Below are 12,497 nucleotides of genomic sequence, written 5' to 3'. Positions count from 1 at the left end.
CGCCCACCCCTGACACGCCCCCTGCACGGTGATGCCGTTGATCTTCATCAGCTCGGCATGGAAGGACAGCCTCGTCTCCAGCGGGACGGCGTGGCGACGTCTAGCAGCGTGCCGCGATACCCCTGGCAGCCAGCCTCTCCAGGGAGCCGGGGATCATGTGCTCCAGCGCGCGCCCGCCGGTGAAGAGCTTGAGGTTCGGGAGCAGGTCCAGGTCGTCGAGGGAGCGGACGTCGAAGAGGTCGTCCTCGCCGTCCCAGACCGGGGCGCACTCCATGAAGACCTGATGCCCGCCGTCGAAAGTCAACTCCTCCACGGTAGCGAGCAGATCCGCGGGGATCTCCAGCTCCTGGAAGTACGCGCGGGCCTCGTCGAGGACGGTGTACTCCAACTCGTTGTCCTCGACGTAGGTGTCAAGGTCATCGACGCCATGTGCGCGCATGTGCTCCCTCAGGCTGAACGCAGGCGGCAGCGTCTCGTCCCAGTACATGAGCTTCTCGATGACGAGGAGCTTGAAGTTGAAGTCACGGAAGGCGGTCATGGGACACGTATATCAACAGCGGCCGACATCCCTGCCGCCGCCGCTCGGCATCGAGGTCTCACCGCTGCTCGACGATCCGCTGCTCGTCGTCACCGCGGCCGGCCGCGCGGCAGGGTCGCACCCACGACTTGCAAGGCTGAGCCCGACGGTGAGGCAGACCGATGGCCGGCACCCCGGGTTCCTGGTTCACGCGCGGCGGTGGACCGTGGCCAGCAGGGCCTGGGCCGAGGCGAGGCCGGTGGTGTCGCGCTCGGCGGCGGCCAGGCTGTGTGTGATCTCGACGAGCAGGACGGCGAGCCGGCCGTCGTTGGAGCGGGTCAGCGGCTCGGAGCCCTCCCAGAGGGCGTCGCGTACGGCGTTCTCGGTGACGCAGCCGACGGCGCAGGACGCCGTGAGCAGCTGCTGGGCGATGCTGCGTTCCAGGTCGGTGGGTACCCAGGCACCGGTGTCGAGGTCCTTGGCGAGGTCGAGGGTGCGCTCGCGCAGCGAGGTCGGCGTCATGGGGTGCTCCGTAGGGTGTGGGCGGCCGGTCGGGGCCGGATGCGGCTCATGGGGTCATGGGGTCATGCGGTTGAGGGAATGACGGCTGCTGTCGGTCGCGGGTGCGGGGCGGCCCCCGTCAGCGGGAATTCCTCGCATGGCGGGTGAGGTTGCGGATCGGTGGGATCCGGCCCGACATGCCGGGCGGGGGCAGGTCCCGCAGGACCAGGGAGTGCGCGCGGATCCGGTTGCCGCTCGCGACGGTGATCGGCCCGAGCAGCGAGGCGCCGACCCCGATCAGGACGTCGTCGCCGATGACCGGGTGGCGGCGCGCGGCGGGCTCGCCGGTGTGGGACCAGCCGCGGGAGCCGAGGGTGACGCCGTGGTAGAGCGTCACGTCGTCGCCGACCCGGGCCGTCTCACCGATGACCACGCCGAAGCCGTGGTCGATGAAGAGCCGTCGGCCGACGCGGGCGCCGGGGTGGATCTCCATGCCCGACAGCAGCCGGCCCGCGAGGGTGAGCAGGGCGGCGGCGAACCGGTGGCCGCCCGTGTGGAGGCGGTGGGCGGCCCGGTGCAGGGCCAGTCCGTGCCAGGGCGCGTGCAGGAGCGCTTCGCGTCGGCGCGGCCGGGAGGGGTCGCGGGCCACGACCGCGTCCAGGTCCTCGCGGATCTGGCGGAGGAGGGAGATCCTGTTCCGGTCCGAGGTCACGGCTGCTCCAGCCGGTTGATGCGGTACATGGTGCGCTGGAACAGGTCGTGGGCGGTCAGGGCCGGGTAGCGGTCGGGCTCGCCGTCGGCGGTGCAGGACCGCAGCGGGGTGAGGACGGTCCACGGGGTGGGGTGGCAGAACTGCACGAGGGAGAGCCGGCCCCCGCCCTGGCCCGGTGCGGCGACCACGCGGTGCAGCGCGGCGCGGGCCAGGCCGCCGGTGAGGCGTTCCAGGACCATGCCGACATTGAGCACCGCGTACCCCTCGGGCACTTCGACCGGGGTCCAGACGCCGTCCATCCGCACTTCGAGACCGGCGGCGGTGGCCCGGGGCAGGGCGGTGATCAGGTCGAAGTCCTGGTGCTCCACCATCCAGACGTGGTCGGCGGAGGGTGCCTGCGCCATGGGCGGGTACCAGGTGGCGCGGTTGACGACGGGGCCGTCCGCCAGCATCTCCTCGAAGTAGCCGGGGGCCGCGCCGAGGGCACCCGCCAGCCGGCGCATGACGTCGAGCTGGAACCGGGCGGTCCGGGCGTGGAGTTCGCCGAGGGTGCCGCTCATGCCCGGGACCAGGTGGTCGGGGAAGTACGGCTGGGGGTAGCGGGCGGGGTAGCGCTCGCGCAGCGGGTGGCCGGAGGGGAGCGGGGCGCCCCAGTGGAAGAGCTCCTTCCAGTCCGGGGCGCGGCCCTTCTCCCCCTTCTCGGCCAGGGGCGGGAGGTACCCGGACTGGCCGTTGGCACCGGGTACCCGGCAATCGGCCTTGACCTCGGCGGGCAGCTCGAAGAACGCGCCGAGCTGTGCGTACGCCTCGTCCAGCAGGCCGTCCGGCACGGTGTTGCGGACCAGGAAGAATCCATCGCGCAGGGCGGCGCGGATGTGCTGGTCGTCGCCTTGGGCGTCGAGCGCGATCTCCTTGAGCACGGCCCGGGTCTCCTCTCGTCTCCCGCGTCGCTCAGACCGCGACGAAGGACAGGGTCAGGTACTTGAGCTGGTGGCCCTCGTACTCGAAGCGGCGGTCGATCTCCAGGCGGCCGGTGAAGCGCAGGCCGCCCGCCTCGTAGAGCTCGACCACGAGGTCCTCGGTGAGCCACCAGTTCAGACGGCCGTCCGGGAGGGTGTGCGGGGTGATCCTCCCGTCGGGGGAGAGGAACACGCTCACGACCCAGGCACCGCCGGGACGCAGCATCTTGCGGCCGTGCTCCACCCAGGCAGGCCAGTCCTCGCGGCGCTGGTGGTGCAGGCAGCCGTTGTCGACGAGCAGGTCCAGGCCCTCGGCGTGGAAGCCCAGGAAGTCGCCCTGGTGGAAGCGGATCGAGCCGTGCGCGACCTCCGGGGTGTCCCATACGTCGAGCAGGTCGAGGCCGGTGACGTCGGCCTCCAGCCATTCGGCGAGGGAGGCCGTCTGCAGACCGCGGCCGCAGCCGATGTCCAGGACGCGGGTGGGACCCGAATCCGCCTCCGTCTCCTGGTCGGTGGGGGCGGCGGCGATCGCGAAGTGCGTGACGCGGTCGTTGGTGGTCGCCCCGGACCAGGAGTCGCGGTTGTCCTTGTACCACTGCTGGAAGGAACTGCGGACTATCTCGCGGTAGCCGCAGTAGTTCCGCGCGGCGGCCTCGGTGGCCGAGGCCTCATCGTGCTGTGGCATGCTCCCACTCCTCGATCGTTCCGCGGCCTGCGACGACCGCGACGGCATTGCGCCCTGGTGGGCCTTGGTCGACTTCCGCGGAGGCGCTGAGCCAGGCGCCCGCGCCGCTGCCGGAGACGGCGATGCCGTGTTCCCGGCGCAGCCGGCGCATGGCCTCCAGGGCCTGCGGATAGGCGATGTCGGTGTAGCTGATCCAGCCCTCGGGGAAGGCGGAGAGCAGCGGCTGGCGGATTCCGAGGCCGAGTCCCCCCGTGCCGTTCATACGGGGGGCAGCGCTCGGGGCGCGCTCGTCGCCGTAGACGGCCTCGGTGGGGAAGACCGCGAGGTTGCGGCAGTGCGGCCAGGCTCCGGTGAGGGCCATCGCGGCACCCGCGAGGCTGCCGCCGGTGCCGACGGCGGCGGCCAGGGCGACGGGCTCCACGCCGTACCCGGAGAGCTGGCCGATGATCTCGGCGCCGGTGTGCTCGCGGTGCATGGCGGCGGCCTCGGCCGCGCAGTGCTGGAGCAGCAGCCGCCGGTCCTCGCGTTCGGCGACACGGACGGCTTCGTCCATGGAGCCGAGGAAGCCGGTTCCCGGACGGCCCTGGGACACCCCGGCGCCCTGCCGGCGCAGCGCGCAGACCAGCCGGTCCGGTGCCCCGTACGGGACCACCAGGTGGATGTCCAGGCCGAGTTGGCCGCAGAGCTCGGCCAGGGCGACGGCGAGGCTGCCGCCCGAGTACTCGGCGAGGCGCACCTCGGGGGTGCCGGCGCGGGCCACGGCCGCGCACACAAGGGCGTACGCGGTACGGGACTTGACCGTGCCGGAGGCGTTCGCGGATTCCGTCTTGAGCCACACCCGGCCGCGGCCGGCCCGGCTGGGTACCGGGACCAGCGGGGTGTCGCCGATGGTGGGGCGGAGGGCGGCGAGCCGGGGCAGCAGCTGGTGTGCCGCGGCCTCCAGCGGCGCGAAGGCGGCATGGAGGCCGGACAGTGCCGGGGCGCGGTCGGCGAGGACGCGGCGGATGTCCTCGAAGCCGGGGGCGGCCGCCCGGGCCGGGGCGGCGGCCGTCATGCGGGGCGCTCGCTGGTGGCGAGGCGGAACCCGACGGGGTAGAGGGCGCCCGGGAACGCGCCGTGCCGGCGCCGGGTGCGGGTGAGGTCGCCGAAGCGGGAGAAGGACCCGCCGCGTGCGATGCGGTAGGTGCCCATGGTCTCGACCAGGTGGTCGGCGACGTAGGGGCCGTCCGGGTAGGGCACGTAGTCGTCGGCGGTGAACTCCTCCACGTTGCCGCCCATGTCGTGGGCGCCGTACGGGGAGCGGCCGGCCGGGAACGCGCCGACCGGGGTCGTCGTGTGCACGGTGGACTCGCGGGTGTTGGCCGCGGCCGGGTCGAAGCCGCCCGGCCAGGGGTAGGGGCGGCCTTCACCGCCCTTCGCGGCGTGCTCCCACTCGGCTTCGGTGGGCAGCCGCCAGGGGTGGCCGGTACGGGCGGTCAGCCAGGCCGCGTAGGCGTCGGCGTGCTCGGGACGGACGCCGGCCACGGGGTGGTTCGAACGGTCCCAGGGGTAGGCGCCGAGGTACCAGGTGGTGGGGCGCTCCTCCAGGCCGGTGCCGGCCAGGAACTCGCGGTACTCGCCGTTGGTCACGGGGTAGGTGGCGATCCAGAAGTCGGCGAGGTCGACGGTGTGCTCGGGGCACTCCTTGAGGATCCACTCCTCCTCGACGCCCACGTGCGCCCAGGCGGCCGTGACGTACCCGGACTCGTCCTCCGGGAGGCCGATGCGGACCGTTCCGCCGGGGACGAAGCTCGCGGCGGGGCTCGCGCCCGCGGCGGGGGAGGCGATGCGGGGGTCGCCGACGAGGCCGAGGACGGAGCCGGCGGCGAGCCGCTCGGCGAGCGGCAGTTCCGGGTCCTCGACGGCGGCGGCCAGCCGCTGGGGGTCGGTGCCGGGCAGGCCCGCCGGGTGGATCCGGACGGGCTCGGCCAGGTCGGCGTACTCCTTGAAGTGCGGGGACAGGGCCACGTCTTCGAGCTTCATGCTGCGGTCTCCTGGAGGCGGGGCAGGTGGTGACCGCCGAGCTCGGCCTTGGCGGAGAGGTAGCGCGCGTTCTCGGGCGTGACGTACACCCCGGTCGGCAGGACCTCGGTGATCTCGATGCCGTGCTCGCGCAACTCCTGCACCTTGGCGGGGTTGTTGGTGAGCAGGCGGATCCGGGTGAGGCCCAGGGCGCGGAGCATGGCGGCTGCGGCGCCGTAGTCGCGCTCGTCGTCGCCGCGGCCGATCATGCGGTTGGCGGCGAAGGTGTCGTAGTCCTGCTGCTGGAGGACGTACGTGTCGAGCTTGTTGTACAGGCCGATGCCGCGGCCCTCCTGGCGCAGGTAGAGGAGGGCGCCGCCCTGCTCGGCGAGGTACTGCAGGGCCTCGTCGAGCTGCGGGCCGCAGTCGCAGCGGGCCGAGCCGAGGACGTCCCCGGTCAGGCACTCGCTGTGCAGGCGCACCAGCGGGGCTTCGGCGGCAGCCGGGCGCGCGTCGGTGGCGGCGACCGGGGCGGGCGGGGCGGGCACGACGATGGCGAAGTGCTCGCCGGGGTCGGGCAGGTCGTGGAAGGTGATGAGGTCGGCGCTGCGGTCCCGTACCCGCGCGAGCGTGACGGGGACGCGGGCGCGGACGCTCGCGCGGGCCGTTGCGGCTGTTCCCGCCGTTCCCGCCCTGCTCGGCGGGGTGTTCGGCGCTGTGCCGGGCGCTGTGTCGGCCGGGATCGTCATGCTGCCACCTTCTTCCGGCCCGCGGACCGCGCGATGTCGTCGATGTGGAGGATGTGCTCGATGAAGGCGACCCCGTCGGGCTGCGCGGCGACGAGGGCGATCCGGCCGTCCCAGCCGGCAACGGCGACACGGCCGTCGGCGAGGGGGAGCATGCAGGACAGGCCCTGGCCGAACTCGGCGAGGACCCGGCCGGAGGCGAGGGTCCCCGCGGAATCCGCCCAGTCGAGCTGCCAGGAGTAGAGGTTGAAGTCGTAGGAGCCGGCCAGCACGGTGGGCCGGCCGGGGTTGCCGAGGAGGGCGACGCACTTGACGGACTCGTCGGAGCCCAGCAGCGTCTGCACCTGGCCGGCGCTCCAGCTGCCGTCCTCGGCACGGGCGATCCGCCCGACCTTGACGGTGTGGTCGCGGGAGGCGCTGGCGGCGACGGAGCCGTGCAGTCCGGCCACCGCGTTGACCAGGTTGCCGTGCTCCCACAGCCTGCTGCGTCCGCGCAGGGCGCCCGCTTCGACGGTGCGGTCGGTGGCCGCGGACAGGAAGCCGCCGCCCGGGAGGGGGGCCAGGGACTTCACCGATCCGCCGTGGGCCTCGATGCGCTCCTCCAGGCGGAGCGTGCGCGGGTCCAGTACGAGGAACTCGCCGTTGTAGGTGCCTGCGACGACGCGGCCGCCGTCGATGGTGAGGGAGGGGATCGGCGCACCGAGCCGCTCGCTGGCCTCGCGGGTGCCGTCGTAGCGGATGACCTGGCCCGAGTAGGTGCCGGCGTAGATCGTGTCCCCGTCGGTGGTCAGCGACAGGATCGGGCCCTCGGTGAGCTCGATCGCGGTGACCTCGGGGTAGTGGGTGTCCGCGCCGCGGATCGCGAAGACGGTGCCGCAGTCGCCGCCGACGAGGAGCTCGTCGCCGCGGGCCGCGAGGGCGTTGGGGCCGTGGGTGGCGCGGTCGGGCGCGGACAGCTCGCGGGCGGTCGCCATGTCGTACAGGTGCGGGGCGTTGCGGAAGGATCCGGCGGCGACCAGGCCCTGGGCGGCGGAGACCGAGCGCGGCCACACCCGGAGGTCGGCGACGGTGTGCAGCCGCTCGCCGGCCCGGGTGAACCAGTGCAGGGAGCCGTCGTAGGCGCCGACGACGAACGCGGAGTCGTCCTCGGCCCAGTCCACGGCGCGGGCGGCGGAGGTGGAGACCTCGACGGTCAGTACGTGGTCCAGCTCGCGGGTGAGCAGGTCGACGGAGCCGTCGTCGCGGGCCACGGCGAGCAGGTCGCCGGCCCGGGACCAGGCGCACCCCTCGATCGAGGACTCGTAGTGGCGCTTGCGGGGCGCGTGGGCGCCGTCGGAACCGGCGGGGGCCGAGGGGTCGGTGACCGCGACGAGGCCGTCCTCGCCGACGGTGGCCGCCAGGCCCTCCGCGCTGACGGAGACCATCATGCAGTGCGCCTCGTGCGAGCCGACCTCGGTGAGGAAGGTGCCGTCGAGGGCCGACCAGAGGGTGGCGCGGCCGTCCTCGGAGACGCAGATCAGGCGTTCGCCGTCGGGCAGCCAGGCGACGGAGTTGATGTCGTCGGTGTGCCGGGCCAGGACGTTGACGAGCGTGGCACGGCCGTTCCGGGGGATGCGCCAGATGCCGACCGTCTTGTCGGCCGAGGCCGTGGCGAGGAGCGTCGGATCGGCGGGGTTCCAGGCCGAGGCGTTGACTAGGCGGCGGTGGCGGAGGGTGGCCGTCTCCGTGGGGCGCCCGGGGTCGGCCGTGTTCCAGACGATCGCCGTCCCGTCGTAGGAGCAGGTGGCCAGGCGGGAGCCGTCGGGACTGAAGGCCACGTGAGTGATCGGGGCCGAATGTCCGGTGCCGGATTTCGGAATGTCGATGGTGAGCACGCTGTCTCTGTCCTTTTCCTGAGCTGCCTCGGCAGTTATCTGAAGCCAAAACTAGGGGGAAAGGGAGAGGTCGCCAAAACGCGTTCAAATAATGTGGGAGGTTGTCCGACCTGATGTATTGAGAAGTTTTTCATTGACAGATCAGCGCAGGTTAGCAGGTGTCCGGACGGGATCAGGGTGGTAATGGAACGGGATCGTAACGGGAACGGACCGGGAAGAGGTGATGGAGTGCCGCGCGGTTTCTCCGCCTTGCTTGCCCCGCGATCTCCTGCCCTTGATGCTTCGACAGAAGAAGAGGAGCCAAGGGGCTGAGAGCATGCATGTTGTATTGCTGGAGACGGCATCCATCAGAGGTTTTGACATCGTCGCCGAACTGGCCGACGACGGAATCGAGGTCAGTTTCGTCACGGAACGCCTGGACGCCTACCGCGGCAAGCCCGGATTCGAGCTGATCTCCCGGGCGGCGCGCGTGGTGGAGGTTCCGGAGCTGGCCGGCTGCCAGGACCTCGCCACGCTGCTGCACGGCAGGCTCGGCCCCCACCGCCCCGACGGCGTGATCTGCCGCGACGAGGTCCACCTCCACAGTGCCGCGCTGCTCGCCCGCGACCTGGGCCTGCCCCACGAATCGCTGCAGGCGGCGCGGCTGCTCGGCGACAAGGGAGCCGTCCGGGAACGGCTCGGGAAGGCCGGGATCGGCTCCCTGCGCTGGCGCCGGGCGGTCACCGAGGAGGAAGGGCTGGCGGCGGTCGAGGAGATCGGCCTGCCCTGCGTCGTCAAGCCGACGGCGGGCGGCTGGTCGGTCGGCGTCACCGTGGCCTGGACCCGGGAGCAGGCCGCCGGCGCGCTGGCCGAGGTGCTCGGCGTACCGCTGGGACCCGGCGGGGAGCCGCCCGTCGCCCTGGTCGAGGAGTACGCGGTCGGGCGCCACGTCAGCGCCGAACTGCTGGTCCAGGACGGCCGCACCGTCGTGCTCGGCTTCGCGGAGCGGCTCCCGGCCCCGGCCGGGACCACGGCCGAACTCGGCGGGCACTTCCCGGCCCGCTTCGAAGGGCTGGGCGCCGCCCGGCGGTTCGTCCTCGACGCGGTCGAGGCGCTCGGGATCCGCGCGAGCGCGCTCCACGTAGAGCTGCTGATGACGCCCACCGGCCCGGAGCTGATCGAGGTCAACGGCCGGATCGCCGGGCACGTGGTGACCCGGCAGATGTCGCTGGCGCTGGGCCGGTCCATCGCCCGGGACCTGGTGGCGCTGGCCACCGGGACGCCGGTCGCGGACGAGGCGCCGCCGGTGGCCACGGTCGCCCTGCACACCTTGTGGAGCGAGACCGGCGGGGTAGTCCGCGGGGCCGTGCCGACGCCGGCCGAGCTGCCCGCCGGGGTGATCGACTGCCAGGTCGGCGTCGGCGCCGGCGACCGGGTGCCCGTGCTGGCCACCAACCACGACCGGTTCGGCTACGTGATGGTGACGGGCGCGGACGCGGAGCAGGCGGCGACGGCCGCCGCGGAGGCGGCGGAACGGGTCCGCGAGTCCCTGCGGCTCGAACCCGCCGGCACCGGCTCCGGTTCTGGTACCGACTTCGGCTCAGGTACCGACTCGGACTCCGGCACCTTCGCCGTCGCCGCACCGGCCGCAGGGGGCGAGCACCTCGTGCTCCTGCTGGACGGCGACGACCCCGTCGAGCGGATCGTGACCGCGGCCGGCGCGGTGACCGCGCGGCTGACGGTGCTGCGCCGCGACGAGCTCACCTTCGAGGAGGCCCGGAGCGCGTTCCGCCGGGCGCACGCCCGGCATCCGGTCGCCGGGGTGCTGTCCTGGTCGGCGGCGTACGAGACCGAGGCACGGAACCTGCGCCGCCTCGCCCAGGCCGGTCCGTCGGGGGACCCGGCGGAACCGGCGCAGCTTGCGGAGCCGGGGCTGGAGGAACTGGAGCTGGAGGAACTGGGCCTGGAGGAGCTGGGCCTGGAGGAGCTGGGCCTGGAGGAACTGGGCCTGGAGGAACTGGGCCTGGACGGGCTGGAGGAGCCGGGGCTGGAGGAGCCGGCCTTCGTCCGCGACCCCGTGCACACCGTGCTCGCCGTCGCCCACGGGCGGCGGGTGGACGTGCTCGCCGTGGTGGACGAGAGCGAGGACCAGGGGCCGGGCGCCGAGGGCACCGAGCGGCGGATGACCGCCGGGGCCGTTCCCGAGCCGCTCGCGGCCCGTGCCGAGCGGGCGGTGCGCGACGCCGCCGTCGAAGGGCCCGCGCGGGTCGTCTTCGGGGGCGACGGGCAGGAGCCGCTGGTCCTGGCCGGCTTCGACGAGCGGGTGCTCGACCTCTACGACGCCGTCCACCGGCGCAGCCTGGTGACAGCGGCCGCCCGGAGCGCGCTGGGCCGCCCGGTCGGCGCCGACCTGCCCGATGCCGGGCGCACCGCCCTCCAGCGGATCCTGTCCAGCGCGTCCGGCCGCTTCCGGATCGTGGCCGCGACCATGGCCGAGGAACTGTACGACTGGCCCGAGCTGGCCCGCGCGCGGACGCCGCTGGGCCGCCGCGGCACGCACACCGGCCCGGCCCCGCGCCTGCTGTACACCGTGGCCGCGCGGAGCAACGTGGCTGCCGAGCGGGCGGCCGACCGCATCGAGCGCTCGCTCGTGTGGCGCACCGAGCCCGCGGACCGCACGCACGTCCTGCTGCTGGACCGGATCGGCCCCTCGGTGTGGACACGGGACGACGGTTCACCACTGCTGGACCCCGACCGGTTCCGGGTCAGCATGCTGGGCTCCGCCGCCCGGGGCGAGGGGGCCGCCACCGACTTCGACGTGCGGACGGACGTGTTCGACGAGGAGGCGGTACGGGCCTTCGCGGGCGCGGTGAACGCCCTGCACCCGGTCGACCGGGTGGCGACCGTCTCCGAGCGGCTCCAGGAACCGGCCGCCGCGCTGCGGAAGATGTTCGGCGCGACGGGCGACGACCCGGCCACGGCACGGAAGTTCGTCGACAAGGCGGTGATGAAGCGCATCGCCCGCCGGGCGGGCATCCGTACCGCCGACGGGCACCTGGTCCACACCCCCGAGGACGTCACCGCTGTCTTCGGCCGGCACGGCAAGGTCGTCGTCAAGCCGCGCGCCGGATCGGGTTCGTCCGGGGTGTCCGTCCTGCGGGACTTCGCGCAGGTCGAGCGGTGGGTGCGCGAGGAGTTCCAGCCCGGCACGCACCTGTGCGAGGGGTTCGTCGACGGCGACATGTGCCACATCGACGCGGTGCTGTACGAGGGCGACCTCGTGTGGGACGTGTCCCGCTACGAGACGGACACCCTGTCCGTCGCCCGCTCCGAACCGCTGTCCTCGGTCACGGTCGCCGACCCGGCCCTCCGCGCGGAGGCCCACGAGCTGCTCGGCCAGGTCATCGACGCCTGGCAGGTCAGGACGGGGGTGCTGCACCTGGAGGCCTTCGTCGGCCCGACCGGTCTCACCTTCTGCGAGGTGGCGGCGCGGCCCGGGGGCGCGGGCATCACCGAGGCCTTCCGTGCCACCACGGGGATCGACCTGGACCACGCCAAGATCTGCACGGACGCGGGAGCAGACCCGAGGATCGGGCGCCGCGCGCCGGTGGCCGCGTACGCGGGCTGGACCGTGCACTACACACGGGGCGGCACGCTGCTGGACTTCGACGACTCGGCGGTGGCGGAGGACGCCTACTTCAGGGGCGTCCCCTACCGGATCGGCGACGTGGTTCCCGCGCAGCGGTTCTCGGGTTCGGGCGTCAGCACGCACGTCTTCGCCCACGACTCGCACACCGAGGTCAAACGGCTGGTGGCCCGCGCCGAACGCGAGGTGCGCCTGGTCCTCGACCCGGGGCCGGGGCCCCGGCGGCCGGGAGCCGGGGGAGCCGTGCGGTGATCCTCTGCATCCTCGGCAGCTCGGCCCCGGACTCGGTCTCGCGCCGGGTCCTGGAGCTCGCCGCAGACCGCATCCGGGCGGCCGGGGAACCGTGTGAACTGCTCGACCTCAGCCAGGAGTTCCCCGCCCGCCACCGGCTGGCCGACTACGACGACCCGCCGCCCGGCAGCCAGACCGCCGCGCTGCGGGACCGCATCGCCCGGGCCGGCGGGGTCGTCCTGGCCACCCCCGTCTACCACGGCTCGTACAGCGGCCTGCTCAAGAACGCGCTGGACCACCTCGCCGGCGACGCGTTCGCCGACCTGCCGGTCGCGCTGATCGCGGCGGGCGGCGGACCGCGCGGGGCGGGCACGGCCTGCGACCAGATGAGGTCGGTGGTACGGGCCCTCAGCGGCTGGGCCGTGCCCACCCATGTCGCCGCCACGGGCGGGGACTTCGCGCCCGGGGAGCCGATGGAGGGGCTGCGGGAGCGGCTGGACGACATGGTCGCCGAGCTGCTCTCCTTCCGCTCCGCCCGGCGGCCCCACCGGCCGGCCGTACGGGACCACGGGCCGGCCCGCCCCCTGCGCGAACCCTCCCCGCCGCCCGCCTTCATCAGCCTCTGACCTCATCCGTCAGCGAAAGG

At 73.5% G+C, this 12,497-nt stretch carries 11 protein-coding genes; 2 read left to right on the top strand and 9 right to left on the bottom strand.

Annotation, left to right across the window (positions count from 1 at the left end):
- Window positions 1-100: 100 nt before the first annotated feature.
- The 9 genes from OG447_RS30015 to OG447_RS29975 form a co-directional block, all read right to left on the bottom strand.
- Window positions 101-538, bottom strand: a complete 438-nt coding sequence (locus OG447_RS30015) for a hypothetical protein (RefSeq protein WP_266940614.1) — start codon at window positions 536-538, stop codon at window positions 101-103.
- A gap of 186 nt (window positions 539-724) precedes the next feature.
- Complete coding sequence (locus OG447_RS30010) at window positions 725-1,039, bottom strand: hypothetical protein (protein ID WP_266940613.1); 315 nt, start codon at window positions 1,037-1,039, stop codon at window positions 725-727.
- Window positions 1,040-1,157: 118 nt separating this feature from the next.
- On the bottom strand, window positions 1,158-1,730 hold the full coding sequence (locus OG447_RS30005; protein WP_266940612.1) for a serine O-acetyltransferase: 573 nt from the start codon (window positions 1,728-1,730) through the stop codon (window positions 1,158-1,160).
- Complete coding sequence (locus OG447_RS30000; protein ID WP_266940611.1) at window positions 1,727-2,650, bottom strand: isopenicillin N synthase family oxygenase; 924 nt, start codon at window positions 2,648-2,650, stop codon at window positions 1,727-1,729. Before OG447_RS30000 ends, OG447_RS30005 begins: the two co-directional genes overlap by 4 nt.
- Window positions 2,651-2,681: 31 nt before the next feature.
- The gene (locus OG447_RS29995) at window positions 2,682-3,374 is read right to left on the bottom strand and encodes a class I SAM-dependent methyltransferase (RefSeq protein WP_266940610.1); all 693 of its coding nucleotides are present in this window, start codon (window positions 3,372-3,374) and stop codon (window positions 2,682-2,684) included.
- Window positions 3,358-4,428 (bottom strand): pyridoxal-phosphate dependent enzyme, encoded by a 1,071-nt coding sequence (locus tag OG447_RS29990; RefSeq protein WP_266940609.1) that lies wholly within the window; start codon window positions 4,426-4,428, stop codon window positions 3,358-3,360. Before OG447_RS29990 ends, OG447_RS29995 begins: the two co-directional genes overlap by 17 nt.
- Window positions 4,425-5,396 carry an SUMF1/EgtB/PvdO family nonheme iron enzyme gene (locus tag OG447_RS29985; RefSeq protein ID WP_266940607.1) on the bottom strand — a complete coding sequence of 324 codons (972 nt, stop codon included), beginning with the start codon at window positions 5,394-5,396 and terminating at the stop codon, window positions 4,425-4,427. Before OG447_RS29985 ends, OG447_RS29990 begins: the two co-directional genes overlap by 4 nt.
- Window positions 5,393-6,124, bottom strand: a complete 732-nt coding sequence (ribA, locus tag OG447_RS29980; protein WP_266940606.1) for a GTP cyclohydrolase II RibA — start codon at window positions 6,122-6,124, stop codon at window positions 5,393-5,395. The genes OG447_RS29985 and ribA overlap by 4 nt, the downstream gene beginning before the upstream one ends.
- The gene (locus tag OG447_RS29975; RefSeq protein ID WP_266940605.1) at window positions 6,121-7,995 is read right to left on the bottom strand and encodes a WD40 repeat domain-containing protein; all 1,875 of its coding nucleotides are present in this window, start codon (window positions 7,993-7,995) and stop codon (window positions 6,121-6,123) included. Before OG447_RS29975 ends, ribA begins: the two co-directional genes overlap by 4 nt.
- 316 nt (window positions 7,996-8,311) lie before the next feature.
- Between OG447_RS29975 and OG447_RS29970 the strand changes: the two genes are divergently transcribed.
- Together OG447_RS29970 and OG447_RS29965 are read left to right on the top strand one after the other, a co-directional pair.
- A complete protein-coding gene (locus tag OG447_RS29970) occupies window positions 8,312-11,872 on the top strand; it encodes an ATP-grasp domain-containing protein (protein ID WP_266940604.1) in 3,561 nt (1,186 codons plus the stop codon).
- Window positions 11,869-12,477 carry an NADPH-dependent FMN reductase gene (locus OG447_RS29965; RefSeq protein ID WP_266940603.1) on the top strand — a complete coding sequence of 203 codons (609 nt, stop codon included), beginning with the start codon at window positions 11,869-11,871 and terminating at the stop codon, window positions 12,475-12,477. Before OG447_RS29970 ends, OG447_RS29965 begins: the two co-directional genes overlap by 4 nt.
- Window positions 12,478-12,497: the final 20 nt, after the last annotated feature.

The organism is Streptomyces sp. NBC_01408, from assembly GCF_026340255.1.
In the GTDB taxonomy this organism is placed as follows: Bacteria; Actinomycetota; Actinomycetes; order Streptomycetales; family Streptomycetaceae; genus Streptomyces.
The sequence above is the reverse complement of the archived record's forward strand: the minus strand, read 5'-3'. Positions and strand labels throughout refer to the sequence as shown.

Bases quoted from the DNA above. Each gene is read 5' to 3' on its own strand.
- OG447_RS30010 (WP_266940613.1), bottom strand. From the start codon at position 1,039: ATGACGCCGACCTCGCTGCGCGAGCGCACCCTCGACCTCGCCAAGGAC.
- OG447_RS29970 (WP_266940604.1), top strand. From the start codon at position 8,312: ATGCATGTTGTATTGCTGGAGACGGCATCCATCAGAGGTTTTGACATC.
- OG447_RS30015 (WP_266940614.1), bottom strand. From the start codon at position 538: ATGACCGCCTTCCGTGACTTCAACTTCAAGCTCCTCGTCATCGAGAAG.
- OG447_RS29985 (WP_266940607.1), bottom strand. From the start codon at position 5,396: ATGAAGCTCGAAGACGTGGCCCTGTCCCCGCACTTCAAGGAGTACGCC.
- ribA (WP_266940606.1), bottom strand. From the start codon at position 6,124: ATGACGATCCCGGCCGACACAGCGCCCGGCACAGCGCCGAACACCCCG.
- OG447_RS29990 (WP_266940609.1), bottom strand. From the start codon at position 4,428: ATGACGGCCGCCGCCCCGGCCCGGGCGGCCGCCCCCGGCTTCGAGGAC.
- OG447_RS29995 (WP_266940610.1), bottom strand. From the start codon at position 3,374: ATGCCACAGCACGATGAGGCCTCGGCCACCGAGGCCGCCGCGCGGAAC.